Origin of the sequence: Aneurinibacillus sp. Ricciae_BoGa-3, from assembly GCF_028421645.1 — a bacterium.
In the GTDB taxonomy this organism is placed as follows: Bacteria; Bacillota; Bacilli; order Aneurinibacillales; family Aneurinibacillaceae; genus Aneurinibacillus_B.
Genome location: NZ_CP116887.1, coordinates 535,725 through 557,500, shown reverse-complemented (window position 1 = coordinate 557,500; position 21,776 = coordinate 535,725). Strand labels below are relative to the sequence as shown.

The following is a 21,776-nucleotide window of genomic DNA, read 5'->3' as shown; positions in this document are numbered from 1 at the left end:
TCTAATCCTGTTTGCTCCCCACGCTTTCGCGCCTCAGCGTCAGTTACAGACCAGAGAGTCGCCTTCGCCACTGGTGTTCCTCCACATCTCTACGCATTTCACCGCTACACGTGGAATTCCACTCTCCTCTTCTGCACTCAAGCCTCCCAGTTTCAGGTGGCCCTCCACGGTTGAGCCGTGGGCTTTCACACCTGACTTAAGAAACCGCCTGCGCGCGCTTTACGCCCAATAATTCCGGACAACGCTTGCCCCCTACGTATTACCGCGGCTGCTGGCACGTAGTTAGCCGGGGCTTTCTCGTCAGGTACCGTCAGACCGGGAGGTCTTCCCGGCGGTTCTTCCCTGACAACAGAGCTTTACGATCCGAAAACCTTCATCGCTCACGCGGCGTTGCTCCGTCAGACTTTCGTCCATTGCGGAAGATTCCCTACTGCTGCCTCCCGTAGGAGTCTGGGCCGTGTCTCAGTCCCAGTGTGGCCGATCACCCTCTCAGGTCGGCTACGCATCGTCGCCTTGGTAGGCCACTACCCCACCAACTAGCTAATGCGCCGCGGGCCCATCTGTAAGTGTCCGAAAACTTTCCACCCAGAACCATGCGGTTCTGGATCCTATCCGGTATTAGCTTCGGTTTCCCGAAGTTATCCCAGGCTTACAGGCAGGTTGCCCACGTGTTACTCACCCGTCCGCCGCTAACTTTGAAAAGCAAGCTTTCCAAAGTCCGCTCGACTTGCATGTATTAGGCACGCCGCCAGCGTTCGTCCTGAGCCAGGATCAAACTCTCCAAAAAGGTTCGATGCTGCTTGCTCATACGAGCTGGTCTTACTGATAAAATCCAGAATTGAATTCTGGGTCAATCGCACATTTGGCATTTCACTGTTCAGTTTTCAAGGAACTTTACGGTCAACCACCTAATCAGCGGCGACTCTATTATCATATAACAATTTGGTTAGTTTGTCAACAACTTTTAAAAATTATTCAAGCCGTTGTTGAAAGTTTGCGCCTTACAGCAGCGAATAAAAATATATCACGAAGAAATATATAATGTCAACAGCTTTTTTTCTCAAAATAAAACTTGGCTAGCGCCAGACCGTAAGCGAGTGCGCTAGCCTATGCTGCAATTGTGTAGATAAACCCAGCTTTTTTATCCAACAAAAAAAGGGCAGTGCTGCACCCCATTTATACTCCTGCTATTTCCCAACTTGATTGAATACTGACTTGGCCACCTGAACCATTTCATCAGATGGGAGATCGCCGTATAATTTATATTCCACGTTATCGTTATTCCAAATCATCGTTTTAACTTGGTTACCAGTCAGGACGCCAATGGTATAACCTAAATCAACTGGCTCACCAGTTGCAAAGCTGACAGGCGTGGCATGCGCCCTATTCTCAACGAGAGAAAAACGGTATTTCCCTGTATACCTTTGGACAATCTGAATGCCATCCTTATCTACCGACTTCGTTGTATCAGCAAGCGTGACACCCTTTGGCAGATAGTCTGGTTCAATCACTCCAAAACTGTCCGATGAACTTTGAACAGAAGAAGCCATGGCCGGGGCAGAGTCAAGAATTGCGGCCTGCATATTTCTCTCTTTATCAAAAGCATCTTTATCGAACGCAGGGTTCATTTGAAATTCGGAATATACTAATGTAACCATAGGGTTCATGTTCGTATCGCGAACTTCAACCTTAATCGGATCAAGCGATTTATTCAGTGTGATCTTCTGGCTTGTAAGCGTTCGATTTTGGTAGTCGGCTTTAACCTCAAACGAATAACCGTCTCCCTCCGTCTGAAAATGCCGCGCTGTATCAGTGGTAATGCTGTTGACCAATGATTCATATAAGTAAACCTGTCCATGCTTCTGCGGCCACTCACTTTGAAAGCGGAAACTCTTGTTCAAATGTGGGGTCAGGACAAAAACGCCATCCTTATTCTTCAAAATAATTTGGGTAATATCACGCTGTTTAGAGGTTAAGGCAATCCGATAAAGGTTTGGTTTCTGATACCATACTTCCACATCGTATTCTTGAGGAATTTTTCCGGTTTGAAGCGTTAATACTGCTTTGGATTTGTATCCCAACATTTTGTCGACCCGGCTCGATAAATCTTTTGTTATAGCGTTAGCATCTTTGGGGCCGCATCCAGCTAGAGTAAAAAGCAGCAACAATAGCAAAGTGAGTGAAACAACTTTTTTCATGTCTCCAACCCCTTCGTCTTTCAGATTCGACAAAGGAGGGTTTCCCATGTCAATTTCCTGGGAAATATGTGTGTGGCATTTTTCCCGCTTTTACGACTTCTATCGCAGGTCCAATGGCCTCAATAACGTCTCCAGCAAGTGTTGCGAACATTGACCGTTCACCACAAATCATTCCGGCAAGACCATGGATATAAACAGCAAGTTTAACAGCGGCCTCCACATTGTCCATCTGGGCAATCATGCCGGCGATTATACCGGTTAATACATCGCCCGAACCGCCCTTTGCCAGTGCAGCACTGCCAGTAGGATTGAGGTACGTGCTTCCATCTGGAGCAGCTATGATGGTGAATGCGCCTTTGAGGACAAGAATTACACCATGCTTTTGCGCAAAAGAACGGGCGAAGTGAATGCGATTGTTCTCTATTTCTTTAACGGTTGTGCCGTAAAGCCTGGACATTTCCCCTGGATGAGGAGTCAGTATAATCGGCCCCTTTTTACGCTGGAGAGCGGCGGGATTTTCCGACAATAGATTTAGAGCGTCTGCATCGAGAATGAGCGGAACGGAGGAAGAACTGATAATGTCCTCTATCCATTCACTTCCACCTATCCATTGGCCAATTCCAGGACCGACCGCTATTGCGTCATAGGCATCTGCATTCAATTGTTTTGCGCTGTCCTTCGCAAAATAACCTTGTTCCGCCGGCCAGGCAGAAAATACCGGTTCATTAATTTTCGCACTAACCACAGGCAGAATTGTTTCCGGTACAGCCATCGTGAGAAGACCGCACCCAGAACGCAAACCCGCAGCGGCGGAAAGAACAGGTGCGCCCGTCATTTGAGCGGAACCGGCCACGATAAGTGCATGGCCGTAAGTTCCCTTATGGGAGAAGCGTGGCCTTGCAGGAAGGGATGCTTTAACCATCGGACCCGTTATCAGCTTATCTTTGAGGAGTAGCTGTTGGCCAGCCTTAGCCGGAATAGAAATATCGGCAATCACTAGCTCACCTACATGATAGGCACCCGGGTACATAAACTGTCCCCATTTAGGATAAGCGAATGTAACGGTCAGATCCGCTTTTATTGCATGCGTGTCTGCCACTCCCGTATCGCTATCGACTCCTGTAGGCATATCTACAGCTATCACACACCCATCACATCGGCTTACTTCCTTTCCAATAAAAGCGTACGGCTCCCTTAAACTTCCCTTAGCTCCTGTTCCAAGCATCGCATCCACAGTAACCTGAGCGCTTTGGAGATCTGCAGATAAAGCGTCTAACCGTTCCTCATGTACAGCAGAAACATTAAACCCGCATGCCTGCAGAATCTGCAATTGAGTCCTGCAATCCTGGCTCAGCTTCCTCTCTTCTCCCACCAACCATACCTGCACCTGACGTCCTCGGTTTAACAGGAGCCTGGCGATCACCAGACCATCTCCTCCGTTGTTTCCAGGACCGGCCAGTATCACCACCCTGCCTGAAGGCCATCGGTCCTCAATTTCCTTGACAACCGCCGCTCCCGCGTTCTCCATTAAAACCAGACCCGGAATCCCAATTTGCGAAAAGGTGAAACGGTCAATATCACGCATTTGCTGCGCACTCACCACGTACACACAGTTCCCTCCTAACACGATATATATGTATGTCCATAAAAGACGCGTTATGCAGACAAGTATTACAGCTTTTCCACAATAACCTGGGCGATAGCATAGTCTCTGCTATGCGAGATAGAGACGTGAAGCCTACACCTCTCCAGTCCCACTGTTGCCGCCAAAACTTCCTGGGATACGGTAATACCCGGTTTACCATTGTCTGCGCGGAGTACATCTATATCTTGAAAGGAAAGCACACCTCCAATTCCTGTTCCGAGCGCTTTTGAACAAGCTTCCTTGGCTGCGAACCTGCCGGCTGTATATTCTGTTTTTCTCGCCTGCTCAGCCGGCATTTGCTGGATTTCAGCTTTCGTCAGCACGCGGCTGATAAACGCCTGTTCCTGCCGTTTCAAAATTTTTTCGATGCGTTCGAGTTCAACAATGTCAATACCTGTCCCCACAATCATTTGAGCATGCCACCTTCCTTACTAATTACCTCTATTATACCTTTGCCTTCCCTTTTGAAGCGAAGAGTGTTTAAGCGTTTCAAAAATCATTCTCAGGGTAAAAGAATAGTTGTGGACGAACAAGAATCTGACATTACTGGAGGAGGAATACGCTTATGGCAAAAGTCGCCGTAGTACTTGGTGATTTGTTCAATGAAGATGAATACATGAAACCCAAGCAGGCACTTGAAGATGCTGGCCATGAACTCTCTGTAATCGGAATTGAGGCTGGAAAAGAATTAAAAGGTGAAAACGGGAAAACAACTGAAAAACCGCAATTTGGAATTGCCGATGTAAACCCGCATGATTACGATGCCCTATTTATTCCGGGCGGCGGTTCCCCTGACAGACTGCGTGCAGATGAAAGAATGGTTTCCTTCACAAAAGATTTCCTAAAACACGAAAAGCCTGTGTTTGCGATTTGCCATGGTCCTCAACTGTTGATCACCGCTGACGGGGTGAAAGGCCGCAAAATGACTTCATGGAAAACCATACAGGTCGATCTAAAAAATGCAGGGGCAGACGTTGTTGACCAGGAAGTTATCGTAGACGGGAACTATGTAACAAGCCGCCAGCCGGCTGATATACCAGCCTTTATTGAGAAATCTCTGGAGAAGCTGCAATAGCACCATTGAAAAAGGCCGATTCGCATGAATCGGTCTTTTTCAATGTATACGTTTAATTTTCACCGCAATATTCTTTTATTCCTGCATACATGCTGTCCGCAACTTTTTGTTGGAAGGCTTCATCCATCATGTTGCGATTGTTCTCAGGGTTGGTAATGAAACCGACTTCTTCAAGCAAGGCGGGCATTTTGGTGTATTTGATCACTTGGAAACCTGCTGTTTTGACTTTTCTATCCAGAAATCCAGTTGCCTCGACAACATGCCTATGGATCATCTCTGCAAATCGCCTGCTCCTATCCGTGTAATAGTAGGTTTCCGTACCGTTAGCCGATGGAGTTGCAGAGTTTGCGTGGATGGAGAAAAATAAATCAGCATGATCATCGTTGGCAATTCTAACTCTGTCTGTTAGCGAGGGGAACTCGTCCCCATGCCTTGTAAGTATGACATGAAACTTCGGATCTTGTCCGAGATCTGCAGCCAGTTTATTCACCAGAGAGATTGTAAAATCTTTTTCAAGGGTTTTATTTACACCAATCGCCCCCACATCTACCCCGCCGTGCCCGGCATCCAGTACAATTGTAACTTTATATTTGCTGGATAGCGGGGTACCCGCAGGGGCCAGATTGCCACCTGCCGATGGAGATGGTTCCTGACCCGGAACAGATACTGGTACGGATACCGGTGCGGAAACAGGTTTTACCACCGGAGTAGATGGAGCGGCCGGCAATTGTATATCCTTAAGCTTAACCGATATGCCGTCATTAGAAGACTGCGTGGAATAATTAGCCTTCCCATTCAGTTCCATCACAACTCTTACGACACCCGGGGCGTATTGACTAAAGCGCACTGCTTTGATTGCAGGGTTATTTGCGTTACCCGCAACCTGCATCGTCTTCATTACTAAGGCATTTTGCATATCCAATACGATGCGATTTGGTGCGCTCATTTTGAAACCATTAAATGAGGTTGGCCCATCTGTTTTAATGGTAATGCCGTCAGATTTTTTAGATATGCTTAAGACGTTTATTTGTTTCTTATTTACGCTAAATAACGTTTTTTCATCATTCCAGCTTCCTTTTACACCTTCCAGATCAGCAAAAGCCGTCACAGGTATGACAACCGCATCATCGATTATTCTGTACCCGTTTTGTACAGCATTAGGTTTAAATGTACGCTGATCGGCCCCCTTTGAAAGGATTATATTTTTGCCGTTCTTTGTTATTTTATAACCCGCCTTCTCCGCGACACTCTGCGCAGCTGCGTAATATCCGCCGTTGAGACGGTACACGTTGATAGACAATGGCTTGTCCATAATTTTAAGGCTGACCGGGCGGTTGATAACAATGCTCTGCGTATCACTCTCCCAACCCACCACCGTTCCCAGCAGTTCGCCTAGCGATCGGAACGGAAGATACGTTCGGCCTTGAATAATCACGGGAGCCGTGTCCAGCCGTTTCATAGCGCTGTTTACCTTTGCATCTTTAGAATTTACCACAAGTTCTACCGTTCTTCCCGCATTTAAAATCGTCACCCGCCGGGACTTGGCATCCCATTTTACGTCCAGACCTAACTCGTCTTTCACGAACATTACGGGAACCATTAGCCGCCCGTTAATCGTTTGCGGTGGCGGATCGGATTTTATTAATGCTCCGTTCACCCACATCTGAACAGTTGATGCTAAAGCGCTTCCGCTAGTAAAAATTAAACCAATCAAGAGAAAAAGGAACATCCCTACATACTCGCCGAATTTTCTCATTTCATACCTTCTCCCCTTAAACATCCAGGTTTCTACTCCTTACTCTATGTTTCGGCGGGATACGACTATCTTTTTATATCCACCGCAGACAAAAAAACAGATGCAGCCGGGATAGCGGCCACACCTGTTTCATTTATCTTTATCAAAATAGGATATCTTAAGTTTCTTTAAATCCTTACCATCTTGTAAATAGCGCATCGCTTTCGTTACCACCATCACAACCATCTGATGCGCCTCAACCATGGTATTTTCCGAAATGTCTATATCTGAATGGAGAACATCCGGGTCATTGGGTGAATGGGCAGTATCTGCCGAGTTTCGGATATTGATAATCATCTGCTCGATGTCTTCCTTCGATTCCTCTACGCCTAACTCTGCCAAGACCCAGCCCAGTTTCCTGCGCGCATGCCCGATTATCGCCTCAAGTGTTTTAGAGAAAAGAAGCATGCGCAGCTTTTTATCTCGCTTGACGTCTTCCGCCAGGCGCATGTAGTGCAGAGCATTCTGAATTTGTACGGATCGCAGCGATTCTTTTAAAAAGTTGATGGTTGTGCTCGTTATTTCCCGCGTCTGATGAGGACTGTAGCAGATCCATTCTCTTTCAGATCGATTTTCTATTATTTCTTCCTGATCCTCAGCCCTGTATGTAACCCGGTCAATCTCCGGAGTGAAACCGACCGCGAATCCAATATAATCCCGGGTGACTTCTTCAATATCCGACCATGTTTTTTTTGCCTCTTGAAGATTTTCAGCATCAAATTCTATCTGGAAAAGAACTTTTTTTCAAGATCAGCGATTCCTCTGCAGGTTAACTCATGTTCTAAAATATGAAGCGTAATTTTGCCCTCGTCATAGTCGGACTCCTGGTCATGAATCGCATTCAGCCAGAGGGACGCAGAACTGCTTACCGCTGTAACAACAAACCGGGACAAGCTCTTCACCTTCTTTGTCAAATGATACGCCTATGTTCTTCTTACCCTTTATTCCTGGAAATTACCCTTTGGTATTTTCCTCGCATCTCGAGTTAAAGAAAAACAGCCGCATTAATAAGACCAGAAGCGGTATGAGCAGGCATCCCCCTCCAACAGAAGCTACCATAAGCCACAGCCCCATTCCGGTATTTGCTTGCCCAGATTGAATCGTTACATATGGAAACAGCAGATACGGCATATGAGAAGCTCCATATCCGAAAAAGGCAAAACCAAATTGAAGCATTACCATTATAAAGGCCGTTCCCCACGCTTTTCTCTTCCATATCAAATAAATAGCCGCTATAAAACATACAAAAGAAAGAACGAACAGAAATTTTAGACCGAGCATCATTTGAAAGTGCAGCGGGTTATGGATCTGCAGCGTGGAAAAAACAAGCAGGCTGGCAAAAATCGTGGGCCCGCTCCACCACAGAGCAAATCCGCGAAAGGCTTCTAAAGCTTTCGTGTCTGCGGATTTCGAAGCATAGAAAGCAAGGAAGGCTGCGCTAATGAACAATACGCTTACCACCGAAAGCAAAATCACAGTCCAGGTATAAGGGCTCGCAATAAGATCCCAGAACATGAAGTGAACCTGCCCGCTTTGCGTTTCTTTAATGAAGCCTCCCTCTGAGATGGTCAGCACAGTAGACAGGACAGCTGGTATGGCCAATCCTATCATACTATGTATAAAACGATAAGGAGACGTTTGCTGCAATCCGCGGCTTACCCCTATATAAAACATAGCCCGAATAATAAGCAAGCCCACTACTGAAGCCCCAGGGATTAATAAAGCTTCTCCATAGTAAAATACGGCATTTGGAAAAAATTCCACCAGGCCAATAATGGACAAAATGAAAAAAACAATCGTCAGCTCCCATATTGTTGGAAGATACCGGTCGATAATTCTGCCAATCGTGTAGTCCTGACCCCGCCATTTGCTAAAATAAGAAAAGAACCTGGCCCCAAAATCTATCGATACTGTTAAAACATATCCATACAGAAACACCCCAAGGATAATGATCTTTATCAGCGGATATGACACCGGATATCCCCCCTGTACCTGATAATCCTTATCTCTATTCAACTATTGATTTTTGATCGATGAGTGCTTATCTCGATTAAGTATAACAATTTTTTCACTATGTATATATGGATAAAATTTGTGTTATTTGTTACAATGCTGTGTCAGCTTATGGATTAAAAACTAGGCTGACACCAGCCGCAGGCTCGGATCGATAGCCTTAGTTACGGTTATGTTTAAAGATGCGCATATGATGTCCTATCCATAAAAAAAAGCCAATCCTTTTGTAGGATTAGCTTTTATGTAGTATAGATCAAGGACTTGCTTTTTCGCCGCTGTGAGGTGTTTGATCTTTCACTTCATTGCTAAGGATCATGATTTCAACGCGGCGGTTTTTGGCTCGATTTTCTTCATTGGTATTAGGGACGACTGGGTGATACTGTCCGTACGCACCAACCGACAACCTGGTAGGGTCAAATTTGAAATCCGTCACAAGGTAGCGTATTAAGTTGGTAGCCCGAGCAGTAGAAAGTTCCCAGTTTGAAGGATACTGCGGCGTCTGGATAGGCCGATCATCCGTGTGCCCTTCAATTCGAACCGGGTTGTTTATCGTATTGATAATGTTGAAGATATCTTTTATAACAGCTTTTGCCGCCGGCTGGAGTGAGGCATCGCCATTAGCAAACAAGATAGTTCCCGTTACTGTCACATTGATACCGTTTTTGTCCATGTTGATGTTAAGATTATTTGCGATGCCTTTTTGTTTGGCGTACTTCTCAAGCTTTTTCTTTACTTCTTCAAGCTTCTTCTGCTCGTCCTTCTGCTTGTTTTGCCCTGTTGCCCCCACTTTCGCTTGTTGCGTCATGGCTGAACCTGGCGCAGGCATAACGAGAGAGGCACCGGAGCCTTTCACAGAATGAAACGATTCTGCGAGCGCCTGAAATTTGGCCGCGTCTACCGAACTCATTGCAAACAAGATAAGAAAAACCACAAACAGAAGGGTTATAAAATCTGCATAGGATACCAACCATCGTTCAAGGTTGACGTGATCCTCATGCTTCTGCTTCTTTCTGGACATCGGCTATCTCACCACCCGCATTTCGAACGCCCTCAGGAAGGAAGACGAGTAATTTTTCCCGTAACGCTACCGGGTTCATTCCCTGTTGTACACCTATGATGCCTTCTAACGCAATGGTTAGATAGAGAGATTCCTCTTTGGATTTTCCTTTCAGCTTCTCAGCGAATGGGAAGAAAAACAGGTTAGCAAATGCTACACCATATAAGGTCGCAAGGAATGCCGCACTGATCTTAGGCCCCAATGCTTCCGGATGGGATAATTCAGTCATAATAATAACCATGTGCATCACCGTGCCCATGATACCGATGGTCGGGCAATAGCCGCCAGCCGCTTCAAATACTTTTGCTCCACGCTGGTGCCTTGCTTCCATAGCTGAAATGTCAAATTCCAGCATCTCACCGATCACAGTCTGGTCAACCCCGTCAACTGCGCTTCTCATTCCACGCGCAATAAAAACATTATCAATCTGCTCAATTTCATTCTCCAGCGAAAGCAATCCCTCACGCCTGGCCTTTCCCGCCAGATTCTCCATCATATCAATCAATCCCATGAAATCCATCGGCTTATCGTTAAAAAGCTTCTTGAATAACTTGGGAATGGTTTTTACCTCTTTCATTGTAAACGATAGAATAACTGCTCCTGCTGTAGCGCCAAGCACAAGTACAAATGACTCTGGACTCCATAACAGGGCCAATGTTCCGCCCCCATACATAAAGCCAAAAGCTACAGCAATGATGGATACAACAATCCCTATAAGTGAGGTTTTATCCATTTACATCCCCTATTTCTCTCTAAAATGTCTGCTCCTATATATATATCGGTAAAATTCCATCAAAATCAAGAACCATTTTAGCAATTTACTTTCCGATGCACAAAAAAGACGCCTCTTCAGGCGTCCTCTGCAAAATGTATCGCGTATAGATATAGCCGCAACGGCCCGATCGATAAAAGCGAAGTGACAGTTTTTTAATTCCTCATTTTATACGAAATATTCTGAACCTTCAACTTCCCATTTTCCTTCGTGAGGATAGCGGTCTCCACGTGGGCATCTTCAATCCACGGTCCCTCTTCCCTGTTAAACGGCTGCGAAACTGCGATCGCGTTATCAGATAACTTGTATACACTTGTCTTGTTGTTCCAGGAAAAATTAGGTATGAAAAGGTACATATCATCCGACCCGGGTACCAACCATTTTCCCTTTTGATCGCCGTACGTAAGCCGGACCATTCGTTCTTTAATAAAACGTGTTACGAAGGAGCGGCATAGATACTTGCCCAGATTCGCCTTTACGGTCTCGATTGGCATAGGTGTTGACAAGCCCAATTGAGCCTTCTTCGCATCCTTTAGAATTTGCTCAACTCTTGCCTTTGTACTCTGGCTCGCTACAGCAGCGTTTGCAAGAGGCTGGTACTGCATAAGGGATATGCTTGCCACCGCAATAACAGGCCACAACAGACTGAATCGCTTCATGTGATGCCTCCCCTTTCTCCAGTTGGCGTCTTAGGCAATGTTCGATGCTTTTCTTTACCCACAATTGCCGGAAGTTAATAGGACCAGGTAAAAAAAGAAGAGTTTCCTTCCTTGGAAGAAAAACTCTTGCTATGTGTCTACGGGTTTGACTGAAGCAGATCCTGAATATATTTTTTTGTTTCGTCAGGGCGTGGATCGATTACTTGGGCTCCACCTACAGTCTTTTCGCGGAGAATGGATGAAGGCGGGATCTGCTCCGACGCTATTGTAGCCATGTCTACACTGTAACCCAGTGCTGCCAACCGCAGCATGTCGCTTGAACTCATATTGGTTTTAATATAGGGTGACATGGCACTAAGTACTTCTGGAAGCTTCCATATTCCCGTTGCGCTTTTCAGTTTGGTGCCCAGTGCCTTTAAGAAATTGCGCTGGCGCTGCGTTCGGGTAAAGTCGCCCATTGCATCGTGGCGAAACCGAACATACTGAAGTGCTTTATGTCCATCCAGATGCTGATACCCCTGTTTCAGGTGAATGTCGAAGTATCCTCCATTATCATACAGAGTGTAATCCATGTTTTTCTCCACATACATATCGACTCCGCCAACAGCATCAACGACTTTTTCAAAACCGCGGAAGTCGGTTACGACATAATAATTTATAGTTAAACCGGTCAAATTCTCTACTGCTTGTGCTGCAAGTTCAGGACCACCTAATTCATAAGCTGTATTAATTCTGTTGTTTCTGTACCCGGGGATGGAAACCCAGGAATCCCGAAGAATAGAAAACAGGTGTGCTTTTTTAGTTACCGGATCCACACTCGCCAAAAGGATCGAATCTGAACGAGTGGTTGTCTCTCCATCACGTTTATCAACACCTAAGAGCAAAACATTTACCCGTTCATTTCCCACCCATTCAGGGAGAGATGTAGCTGTTGCGGGCTGCTGGATTTTGTTTGTGAAGGAGTACCAGGAATAAGCATAATAACCGGCAACCCCTGCAGCTGATAAAAAAACCAGTGTCAAGAGAGTGAGGATAACCCGTTTCAGCTTCATTATTCAAAATCCTTTCCTCAACAGTGAAGTATCGTCACTCTTATTATAGCCTAATTTAATCGGTTGCCCTAACTATTATCCATAAATTTCCCGAAATAAAATGGACGGGCTCGACGCCCGTCCAACTGCTCTTTAAAATAATGCTTTGGCAATGAATCCAGCAACGATCCCCAGTACAATCACACTTACCATTAAAAACAGCATAACTTTGGCAGGAAGTGCTTTGCGGACCATCAGCATAGAAGGCAGACTGATAACCGGCAGGGTTATCAAAAGAGCCGCAGCAGCACCGGTGCCAAGCCACATGGACAACAGTGCCTGAATAATCGGGATCTCTGCTGCAGTCGGGATGACAAAGAATGTTCCGGCTATAGCGAGCCCGGCAATCAAGGCGATGCTGTCCTGGCCTCCCAGCCCACCCGCTGGGAACAGCCATGCCCGGGCAAACGCAAGGAGCAGAACGCTAATAATATAAACAGGTACAATACCAATAATCAAACGCCATAACGCCTTAAACCAGCGCGAAGCCAAGCCGCGGTTCTGCTCTTCCTCATCCTCTGTGTTGGGCACAGCTAAAACTGAATCATCTACCATCTCACCACCCGCTAAGCGGTTAGCCAGATAACTCACACCAAATACCAGAATAAGGCCGAATACAAGCCGGAGGACAGTAAATTTCCACCCCAGTACAAAGAACATAAAAATTAACACAGCAGGATTAATCGCTGTATTCCCGAACCAGAAAGCGACCGCTGCACCTACTGAGCTTTTGCATTTGCGCAGGCCGATTACGATAGGCGCTGCACAGCACGTGCACATCATCCCAGGCAGGGCAAGCAATCCACCGGTCATAGTGGACAAGAATCCTGTTTTGCCAAGCGCACGGGTTACCCAGTTTCTTGGAAGCAATACCTGGATGAGGGAAGCTACGATGACGGCAACAAGAAGCGCCTTCCAGATTGCCAGAAAATATACACGAGCATATCCCCAGGCTGCCGCCCATGAAGAGGATGGTAAACCGGCCAGAATAGACTTTCCAATTGAATGCTTGCTTGATGCGATAAATATTTTAGCAAAATAGGGCTGCCATTTAGCCCAGAATAAACCGATGGCAACCAAAACAATAAACAACAGCACTTTTTTCCAATTTTGTACCGGCTGCTGTGCTGAATCAGCCTGATTTTGCTGCACGATGATTCCTCCTATTTCCATTTGAAATGTTGCGCTTTTACATAATACACACCGAATTGGGTTCCGTCCATACGAAGCAGCCGATAGTCCCCGTTGTCCTTCTTCTCCGCATGCAGCGGTACAACGCTCATCTTTCCGCGCTGGCTTTGCAGGCCCATAAGGAGGCCGTTACGTAAATCTTTTTCGGGTACAATCAAGTCGTCCGTTGCTGAAACCGGCGTAATTACAGGGTAATTGGGATTGTGGCCAACCGCACGGACCGAGCCACTTAACGCCCAATCACTGCCTGTTACATTCCGAATATGGTTTAGAAAAAAGACGTTAACAGGCACTAGCCTTTCTTCCGCTCCGAACAGATATGCAGGATAAACGCCGTTGAATTTATGCTGCTGGCTGCCTACCTTCACAATCTGTTCAGCCACCGATCGATCCATTTGGCTGACACGCTTGTAATCCTGTATGTCGGCGACACCTGCCAATATAAATACGAAGGTTAAAAAAGCGGACAGTGCCCCGTAAATCGCCCGGGCAGCCGTTCCGCTCCCGAACCAGTCAAGTAGCGCATCCACCATAACAGCAAGGCCAACCATAGATGGAAACACATTGCGCAGCGCCAGGCCGGTATCCTGAATCAAGAAGAAAGGGATAAGCGGCACAACTGCGGCAATAAGCCCAATTAAAAGCCTTATTCCTATCTTCTTGCTGCCCTCTTTGCTCCGCTCTAATTTCCACGCTGCATACCCTACACCGACTGAAACAGCCACAATTGTCAGAATATACGTATAGGACTTTGTTTCAATCAGCATGCGTATCGCAGAGGGAAAAGCTCGCGTGTAATAATCGGAATGCACCGTATAGGCAATGTCGTAAAACTGGTGAAAAACGCCAGCAACGTGCAGCCAGAACGGATCCTTTCCTATGAGGTTGCCCCGCTGGGCGGCATTGCCTCCTGCCTTAAATAAAATGTAATAGCCAGCAATAAGTGCGGCATTTAAAACAGGCAGGGCAAATACATGCCACTTCTTAAACTGCTTTTTCTTCCACAGAAGCAGCAGGAGCGAGGCAACAAAGCCCAGCGCAATAATCTGTTCATAGAAACAAAAAGAAACCAGCTGGAAAAACCAAAATCCGAAGATATACATCTTTTTTTCTTTTTTATTCATGCTTTCTGTAAGCAAGTATAAAGAAAACAGCATAAAAAACAGCCCGACAACGAGACGGGTTGAAGCTGACAGCCAGTAGGTCGCTTCATTTCCCAGGGGCATCAATCCAAAAATAAGGGCCGCAGGTATGCCAAGCGGAATGGAAACATTGGTGAAAATACGGTAAAGCAGATAGCAGGAACCTAGATGAAGCACAGTTATCACGATAAAAGGGACGGATAGATCAGGCCAGAATGTACCCCACACCGCGACATCAAAAAAAGACGCTAGGGGTCTCGTATGATAGCTATAGTTGAAAAAAATCTGAATAGGGTTCTTATACAATTGATAAGCTCCATACTGGAGCCAGTCGTCCAAAACAGGATAATATTTAAACTTATCATAGCCAAATTTTAATGCCATGGCTGTGGCAAATACAACCCAGAATAATACCGACTTGTTGTTTTTATTCATCCTATCTACCTCTCATGAAAATCGATCCGTGTATAGGGGAACGTTCATAATTTATGTATGAAAACCATCAGAAAGACAGGCAGGGCGGGCGGCCCTGCCTGTCTTTTCCATCTTATGTCCGGGCATCCTGATTTAATGCCTTCTTTAAAAAATACGATAGCCTAAACTCTCCCTTAATAAAGTAATAAATACTTAGGGGCAGAAGAGCAGCATACTGAATAAGATGCAGAAGCACTGCGAGCAATGCCATATGAAGAGGCACAACATGGAATAGCGATAGTGCGTACGTGGCCGCATATTGAAAAACACCAATTCCGCCCGGCGCTGCTGGGATGAGCATAATCATATTGGTTAGCACAATGACAACCAGGCTTGCCACCCAGTATTTGACACCGAAAAGGCCCACCGACATAAGGCCAAATACCGTTGAGAGATAAACACACCCCCATGAACATCCCAGGTAGAACAGAGTACGCACAAGTACAAGCGGTGAACGAAGCAACGAAAGACGCTCCAAAAAAGCAAAGCCTTTCTTTAGAATGCGAGGTACGCGCGGGGATGCGGATGCTGTTTTCCTATAGTGGATCAACAGTGCCAGCGCCGCACACCCTATAACCATTCCGGCAAGCATCACATTGCGCACAAGCGCCAGTTTAACCTGTACAGCCGGATCGAACTGTATAAAGAAAGCAACAAATACGGCAAGCAATATGAGAATACATACATCAAGCAGCCGCTCCACGATTAGGTTAATCCCGGCAACGGCATAATAGCTCTTCTTCGTTTGGCTAACCGTAACCACCCGCACAACTTCTCCGATGCGAAAAGGCAGCAGCATGTTGGATCCGTTACCCATGCATACCGATGGAAAGGCTGTTTTTTGTGGAATATCCGGGGCCATTCCCCTGCTCCATGCCAGAGCGCGAAACCATTGGCTAACCATAAAAGCGACAACGGCCAGCACGACATACGGGTATTGCACGGGATAATGAAAAATCCGCGAGACACTTAAATGGCCAAGATTTTGATAGGCCAGAACCAGAAAAAGGACAGTTACAATGATACCTGCCGCAAGCTGAATATATTTACCCTTCATGGCTGACTTCTTTCCACTTAGAATACACGCCGTTCCAGTCATTCATACGCACATGAATCGCATCCTGCGCCATTTTAAGGGAATCCTTGACAATATTGACCTTTGAATCACCTGAATGCCGCAGATTCACAGGAATCCTTTCGATATGACAACCGTATTTACGAGCGAGGAAAAGCATTTCAAAATCAAAACCAAATCCCTGTATCGTAAGCTGCGGGAAAATCGCATTTGTCGCGGCGCGCGTAAATCCTTTAAACCCGCATTGCGTATCCGGAATATTTAAGTGAAGAACTGAATTAATAAACAGGGAAAAAGCAGTTGATGCAATTTTCCTGGAAAGCGGATAAGGAACATCCGACTTCTCCTGATATAAATCACGCCCCCCGATGACGAGGTCGGCTTTCTTTGCGTAAAATACAGCCAGCGCTTCATTCATGCTTTCAAGCGGGTAGGGTAAATCCGCATCCATAAAGAAAATGTACTTGCCTCCTGCAAGCAGCATTCCCTGTTTTAGCGCCATTCCCTTCCCCATATTCTGGCCAAGAGATGACACATGAAGATTAGGATGCCCAAATCCCTGCACAATTGAAACGGTTTGATCGCTGCTTCCGTCATCCACGACTATAACTTCATAGCTTTGAAAGTGGTTGTCCATGAAAGGCATAACCATTTGCAAAGTATGCGTAATCCTTTTTTCTTCGTTATAGGCCGGAATGACAAGTGATATTTCCATTCCAGAACACGTCCTTTTCTCCCGACTTTAGCGAGAACTTTATTGGCTTATATCATAGTTAAATATTATAAACAATATAGGGTCCTTTTGTATATGGTATTACCTACTATACCATATTTCCTGCTTTTTCTCTCTAAGTGCTTAGGTACTTACCGTATTTTGTCTGGGTTTCCTCCATCTTAATGGAAAGGAAATGCGCTCATTCGAACAAAATAAAAAAACCACGGTTTGAGATGGAGGTGATTTGGGTGTTAAAAATGCTGCTTGCCACAGCTCTTCTTTTTTCACAGCCACTAATTAATGAGGAAGTAACGCAATCCCACCCAAACACAAGGGCATACTGGGAATCCACAGGAGGCGTTGTGTGGGAGGCTAAAACAAAGGAGAAGCTCATCGCCCTAACATTTGATGACGGGCCGCATCCGGTTTATACGCCCCAGATATCCCAACTGCTTGAAAAGTATAAAGCCCGCGCAACTTTTTTTGTAATTGGGCAGCGTGCTGAATCGTATAAAACCTTGATTCAGGATCTTAGTAAAAAAGGAAACGAAATCGCAAACCATACGTTCAGTCACCCACGCCTTGGCAGGATATCCAAAGACAAGCTTCTGGATGAAATCAAAAGAACGGATGATACGATTTATTCTCTAACGCATAAGCACACACACCTCTTTCGTCCTCCCGGAGGCGTATACAATGAGAAAATTATTACGACCGCCCGCACAACATCCCATCTGGTCGTGATGTGGTCATGGACACAGGATACAAAAGATTGGTCTAACCCGGGAGCAGCGAAGATTGCAAATAAGGTTATCAGCCATGCAAAGCCCGGTAACATTGTATTATTTCACGATTCCGGTGGCAATCGCCTGCAAACCGTTAAAGCTGTTGAGCAGATTTTGCATGACCTCACCGAGCAAGGATATAAATTTGTCACGGTAAGTGAGTTGCTGCACAAAACGGGGAAAAACGTCCCCGCACACAGATAAAGAGGAAATCGTCGCCGATTTCCTCTTATTTTTTTAATCTCTAATGTGGATAAGCCAAAACCTCGTTTTCTTGTCCCAGCCAATATCCCACGGTACTCGATATCGGTCTCCCGTATGGGAATTCACCAGTGGATAACCGTTATCGTCTTTTCCCACTACGACAGAGAAATGGTCAACATCGCCATTCTTCATTTCATAACCGATTAAGTCACCTGGCTGTAGCTCGGCTACCGCTCCGTGCGGGTACTTCTCAGTAGGTTTGACCATGCTTTCATAGTAACCACGGCCAATCAGCCTTCCATATCCGCTGTATAGGAGAAAATTCTTGAGCCCATCTGTTTGCACCCAGGCGACACTTCCACCCGCTCCGGAGTAATAATGCCAGCCTCTTCCCATAGGCAGGCCGCCGCCTTCTTCCTTATCACCGAGCACCTGCGATGAGAAATTTGTACAATCTCCCCCCAAATACGTGTAATCTTTATACTTTTTGTTGTACAAATGATTATTCCCTGCACCCCAGGCAGCACCTGCGTATTTATTTGCATACTCTACAGCCTTCTCCCTGTTGTACCGGCTCTGGCCGCTTTTTTTAACTGGAATTGCCTGCGGAGCTGCAGCTGTGCTCTGGTCCGTTTTTTGTTCAGATGGCTCGGTTGGAATGTATCGGGTATCCTCATCGATGGGGTCGAGGTACCATTCCCGCAGCACTCGCCAGCTGCCATCAACTTTTTGCAGTGAAATGCTGTGTCTCGTTCCAATCCCCATTTTCTGTGGAGGAAGGTTCTTGCCAGGGTACACATAGGATAAACATAAACTTTCATGCAGGTAGGCCTTGGCCCTGTCGCCCTTAACATCTAACCGGAATATCCGGATGCTGCTGCTCGCGTCGTTAAATCGCAGCGCCCTCTTTTCCCCCCATGCATGGATGTAATTGGTTCTCCTCTTTTCTTGCTCGAGAGCATACCCGCTAGCTCTTGTCTTCATATAAAATTTAGCAATGGTCTCGGGTTGATTCGTAATCAAGAATTTTGTACGGGTTGCATACAGCATGTTTAAAAAAGCCTTAACCTCTTCCTTTCCCTGTCCCTGTTCCTGTCCTTTATTTACTGCGTAAACAGGCTGTACCAATAGAGAAATTAGCAGCATGTATGCAAGTAAGAAGCGAGTACATTGACTAATCCATCGCCGCATCGGGAAGCTCACCTCATTTTAAATAATGTGCCTCCCTTATTATGAAATTGTTGCCTCGGCTTTATGTATAGCAATCAGGAACAAGACGGGATGTGAGATTGTATTTTATTTTTCTGTCTCACCCGGCCAGCCAAGCATGCCGCCCGTCATGTTTTTCACACGGAAACCCTGCTCGGCCAGCCATTCTGATGCCCGGCTGCTTCGGCCTCCGCTGCGGCATACCATGATGTATTCCTCATCTTTATTAAGTTCGCCAACACGTGACGGAATTTGCCCCAGCGGCATGGATTTAGCTCCAGGAATATGTCCGGAGCTAAATTCCTCATCCTCTCTAACGTCAATAATATTTAACTTACGATTATCCTTTAGCTTCTGATGTACGGTTTCCGAAGAAATTTCTTCATACTGGCTCATCATTTACCCTCCTGTAACTGGTTAAAAGTTGGATTCCGGCAGCCCGGGAAAATGTAAAATGGAGACCGCTTACCCCATTTCACTTCTTGATTGCCATTTTCGCACATGCGACTGCATCGGGCAATATGCGGTTATCCAAATGGGTTTTCCGCTTGGCTTTTTACTTTATTCTGTATTTAAATTTTTAAGATCCAGCTCCGCCTGGGGCGTCGTATCCGCCTTTAAGATATTACGAATAATATACAGGGCATGCTGAGTATCTTCTTCTCTATTGGAGGCGACACAATCCTGAGGAATATAACTGCCCAAATCTAGCGGAAACGTTTGGTTTCGCGATCGTTACGCAATCTTGCTTTATCTACCATGCAAGACTATCATTAAATAAAATGCTAATCGCTAGAATGTTCAGTCGCAACCATGCAGCAGCCATAACGGACAAAATGGAGGATACTGATGGAAACAATACGCAATGTTTACTGTGTCGGGCGCAACTACCGCCTGCATGCTGAAGAACTTGGCAATGCCGTTCCTACTTCACCAATGATTTTCTCTAAACCGACCCACGCGCTTGCGCAAGCAAATGGTGACGAGATAAGCATTATCGGAAGCCGGGGGGAAGTTCATTATGAGGCAGAACTCGTGCTTCATATTGGCAAAGCGTATACGAGCGGCATGGCAGTTGATGAGGCTGTAGATAAAATGGCCCTCGGAATCGATTTTACGCTGCGGGATGTACAGACGGAATTAAAAAAGAAAGGTCATCCGTGGCTTCCCGCAAAAGGCTTCCGGAATTCCGCCGTTCTTACATCTTTTGTAGCATTTCCGGGTAGCGGGGCATGTAAACAAGCCGATTTCTGTTTGCTCCGCAATGGCCAGCAAGCACAACGCGGAAACATCCAGGATATGCTATTTGATTTTTCGACCATTCTTTCCTTTATCCACGAAAACTTTGGGCTGGGTGAAGGAGATATCATTTACACAGGGACACCCGCCGGTGTAGCAGCAGTAGCGGACGGAGACAGATTGGCTCTGTTATGGGGAGAAAATCAACTTGGCGATTGCATTATCCGCCTTACATAAAGCAGCAGAGAAAAACATCGCGGGCCATGCCGCTCTCTCCTTTCCCCTCATAGAAGTTTTTACGGCCGCTTTGTGAAACGACGGGCAGACCGGCAAAACATCTGGGTATTTCAATGATGGAGACAGGTTGCCGGTCTTTGTCGCCCTCTGTTCCACACGCTCCACAGGGGGAGAGAAAGGTGCGGACATGCGCCTCACGATGTTTTCTTGGGGGTTTCGGGACCGAAGGTCCCATTTAAAAAATCGCTCAAGGCACTTCATCACTGTGAAGCACATAAATTCCATATCAACAAAAAAAGGGGCCTAATCGTTACAACAGCCCGTTTGATCGTCTGTGTTCAGGCTTTGGGAGGCAAACCTAAGGAAAATAGCTGACCATTTGTCTTCATTCGTATAGTGAATAAATAGAGCACCATCCTGATACACCGCATTGTTTTCAATCCACTTCTCCTTCAAGGTATTACCCTGATTCATATGAATATCATGAATCCCCTTTAGCCCAAGGAACCTTCTGCGCAGAAATTTCAGCCGAATTTGCCTTTCCTCTTCATTCGGAATCCCAACAGGGCATTTATATCCTCGTGGAAGGTGCGGGTAAGCATCTCCAAACAAGTACACATCCGCATTGCCGTTCTTTGCTTTCAATATTTGGTCATGCAAAAATTCATTAAGATCGTTTACTTCCTCTTCCTTCCCATTCATCTGCGTTGTCGGTAACTCCTTGAATACGGCATCGAGCCTATGCGCGGGGCTTATATTAAACAGGTTGCTGCGTACATAATCTAACGCGATTCCGCTTTTCTTTCGCGATTCCAGGTCGAAGTCGAGAACAGTGAGGCCTGGCGGAAGCTGTTTAAGTTTTTCGAACGAGAAATTTTTTGCATGTAGAGGATCGAAGTTCTCTGTAAAATAACAATATAAATTTCGGCTAAAACTCTTTCGTTTATCTCCCGACCTTACATTAATAATGACCTCAATACCGCGTTCATCCTCTGAGGCACTTTTAACCGTAAAGCGATAATGGGGAGTATCTTTGCGATCCGGCTTGCACACAATTCCGCCGCTCAAAGTCTGATTGCCGCCCTTTTTTGGTGTTTCGCACTGAATATTATCTATGGTGGCTCCATTTCCCCTGAATACGGAATAAAGCGGTAACGCCATAAGAAGTCCCCCCGATTAAGAAGTAACGCACTGATTTTA

At 45.9% G+C, this 21,776-nt stretch carries 21 protein-coding genes and 1 rRNA gene (1 of these 22 only partly in view); 3 read left to right on the top strand and 19 right to left on the bottom strand.

Going from position 1 to position 21,776, the window contains the following annotated elements:
• The 4 genes from PP175_RS02945 to acpS form a co-directional block, all read right to left on the bottom strand.
• Positions 1–787 (bottom strand): 16S ribosomal RNA (locus tag PP175_RS02945) (it extends 748 nt beyond the left edge of the window).
• A gap of 400 nt (positions 788–1,187) precedes the next feature.
• Positions 1,188–2,198: a DUF4367 domain-containing protein gene (locus PP175_RS02940; protein ID WP_272441382.1), complete on the bottom strand. Its 1,011-nt coding sequence runs from the start codon at positions 2,196–2,198 to the stop codon at positions 1,188–1,190.
• Between the two features lie 49 nt (positions 2,199–2,247).
• Positions 2,248–3,807: an NAD(P)H-hydrate dehydratase gene (locus PP175_RS02935; protein WP_272441381.1), complete on the bottom strand. Its 1,560-nt coding sequence runs from the start codon at positions 3,805–3,807 to the stop codon at positions 2,248–2,250.
• Between the two features lie 62 nt (positions 3,808–3,869).
• The gene (acpS, locus tag PP175_RS02930; protein WP_272441380.1) at positions 3,870–4,253 is read right to left on the bottom strand and encodes a holo-ACP synthase; all 384 of its coding nucleotides are present in this window, start codon (positions 4,251–4,253) and stop codon (positions 3,870–3,872) included.
• Positions 4,254–4,408: 155 nt separating this feature from the next.
• Here acpS and PP175_RS02925 point away from each other — a divergent pair, with 155 nt between their 5' ends.
• Positions 4,409–4,918, top strand: a complete 510-nt coding sequence (locus tag PP175_RS02925; protein WP_272441379.1) for a type 1 glutamine amidotransferase domain-containing protein — start codon at positions 4,409–4,411, stop codon at positions 4,916–4,918.
• Between the two features lie 52 nt (positions 4,919–4,970).
• Here the strand turns inward: PP175_RS02925 and PP175_RS02920 are convergent, their stop codons facing one another.
• The 12 genes from PP175_RS02920 to PP175_RS02865 form a co-directional block, all read right to left on the bottom strand.
• A complete protein-coding gene (locus tag PP175_RS02920) occupies positions 4,971–6,674 on the bottom strand; it encodes an N-acetylmuramoyl-L-alanine amidase (RefSeq protein WP_272441378.1) in 1,704 nt (567 codons plus the stop codon).
• A gap of 129 nt (positions 6,675–6,803) precedes the next feature.
• The gene (locus PP175_RS02915; protein WP_272441377.1) at positions 6,804–7,163 is read right to left on the bottom strand and encodes a hypothetical protein; all 360 of its coding nucleotides are present in this window, start codon (positions 7,161–7,163) and stop codon (positions 6,804–6,806) included.
• A 272-nt stretch (positions 7,164–7,435) separates the two neighbouring features.
• A complete protein-coding gene (locus tag PP175_RS02910) occupies positions 7,436–7,606 on the bottom strand; it encodes a hypothetical protein (RefSeq protein ID WP_272441376.1) in 171 nt (56 codons plus the stop codon).
• Between the two features lie 61 nt (positions 7,607–7,667).
• Positions 7,668–8,687 carry a cytochrome d ubiquinol oxidase subunit II gene (locus PP175_RS02905; RefSeq protein ID WP_272441375.1) on the bottom strand — a complete coding sequence of 340 codons (1,020 nt, stop codon included), beginning with the start codon at positions 8,685–8,687 and terminating at the stop codon, positions 7,668–7,670.
• 292 nt (positions 8,688–8,979) lie between these two features.
• Positions 8,980–9,744: a flagellar motor protein MotB gene (locus PP175_RS02900; protein WP_272441374.1), complete on the bottom strand. Its 765-nt coding sequence runs from the start codon at positions 9,742–9,744 to the stop codon at positions 8,980–8,982.
• On the bottom strand, positions 9,719–10,516 hold the full coding sequence (locus tag PP175_RS02895; protein ID WP_272441373.1) for a motility protein A: 798 nt from the start codon (positions 10,514–10,516) through the stop codon (positions 9,719–9,721). Before PP175_RS02895 ends, PP175_RS02900 begins: the two co-directional genes overlap by 26 nt.
• Before the next feature lie 194 nt (positions 10,517–10,710).
• Positions 10,711–11,214, bottom strand: a complete 504-nt coding sequence (locus PP175_RS02890) for a DUF3993 domain-containing protein (protein ID WP_272441372.1) — start codon at positions 11,212–11,214, stop codon at positions 10,711–10,713.
• A 137-nt stretch (positions 11,215–11,351) separates the two neighbouring features.
• Positions 11,352–12,266 carry an LCP family protein gene (locus PP175_RS02885; RefSeq protein ID WP_272441371.1) on the bottom strand — a complete coding sequence of 305 codons (915 nt, stop codon included), beginning with the start codon at positions 12,264–12,266 and terminating at the stop codon, positions 11,352–11,354.
• Between the two features lie 132 nt (positions 12,267–12,398).
• The gene (locus tag PP175_RS02880; protein WP_272441370.1) at positions 12,399–13,457 is read right to left on the bottom strand and encodes a permease; all 1,059 of its coding nucleotides are present in this window, start codon (positions 13,455–13,457) and stop codon (positions 12,399–12,401) included.
• 11 nt (positions 13,458–13,468) lie between these two features.
• Positions 13,469–15,073, bottom strand: coding sequence for a hypothetical protein (locus PP175_RS02875; RefSeq protein ID WP_272441369.1), 1,605 nt, complete (start codon positions 15,071–15,073; stop codon positions 13,469–13,471).
• A 112-nt stretch (positions 15,074–15,185) separates the two neighbouring features.
• Entirely contained in the window at positions 15,186–16,169 is a 984-nt protein-coding gene (locus PP175_RS02870; RefSeq protein WP_272441368.1) for a lysylphosphatidylglycerol synthase transmembrane domain-containing protein, read from the bottom strand.
• Positions 16,159–16,902: a dolichyl-phosphate beta-glucosyltransferase gene (locus PP175_RS02865; RefSeq protein ID WP_272441367.1), complete on the bottom strand. Its 744-nt coding sequence runs from the start codon at positions 16,900–16,902 to the stop codon at positions 16,159–16,161. Before PP175_RS02865 ends, PP175_RS02870 begins: the two co-directional genes overlap by 11 nt.
• A gap of 257 nt (positions 16,903–17,159) precedes the next feature.
• Here PP175_RS02865 and PP175_RS02860 point away from each other — a divergent pair, with 257 nt between their 5' ends.
• The gene (locus PP175_RS02860) at positions 17,160–17,891 is read left to right on the top strand and encodes a polysaccharide deacetylase family protein (RefSeq protein ID WP_272443160.1); all 732 of its coding nucleotides are present in this window, start codon (positions 17,160–17,162) and stop codon (positions 17,889–17,891) included.
• A gap of 33 nt (positions 17,892–17,924) precedes the next feature.
• On the opposite strand, the gene PP175_RS02855 is transcribed toward PP175_RS02860, so the two are convergent.
• Positions 17,925–19,082, bottom strand: a complete 1,158-nt coding sequence (locus PP175_RS02855; protein ID WP_272441366.1) for an amidase domain-containing protein — start codon at positions 19,080–19,082, stop codon at positions 17,925–17,927.
• 105 nt (positions 19,083–19,187) lie between these two features.
• A complete protein-coding gene (locus PP175_RS02850; RefSeq protein WP_272443159.1) occupies positions 19,188–19,496 on the bottom strand; it encodes a rhodanese-like domain-containing protein in 309 nt (102 codons plus the stop codon).
• A gap of 453 nt (positions 19,497–19,949) precedes the next feature.
• Between PP175_RS02850 and PP175_RS02845 the strand changes: the two genes are divergently transcribed.
• The gene (locus PP175_RS02845; RefSeq protein WP_272441365.1) at positions 19,950–20,576 is read left to right on the top strand and encodes a fumarylacetoacetate hydrolase family protein; all 627 of its coding nucleotides are present in this window, start codon (positions 19,950–19,952) and stop codon (positions 20,574–20,576) included.
• Between the two features lie 303 nt (positions 20,577–20,879).
• Here the strand turns inward: PP175_RS02845 and PP175_RS02840 are convergent, their stop codons facing one another.
• Positions 20,880–21,737 (bottom strand): DUF2278 family protein, encoded by an 858-nt coding sequence (locus PP175_RS02840; RefSeq protein ID WP_272441364.1) that lies wholly within the window; start codon positions 21,735–21,737, stop codon positions 20,880–20,882.
• Positions 21,738–21,776: the final 39 nt, after the last annotated feature.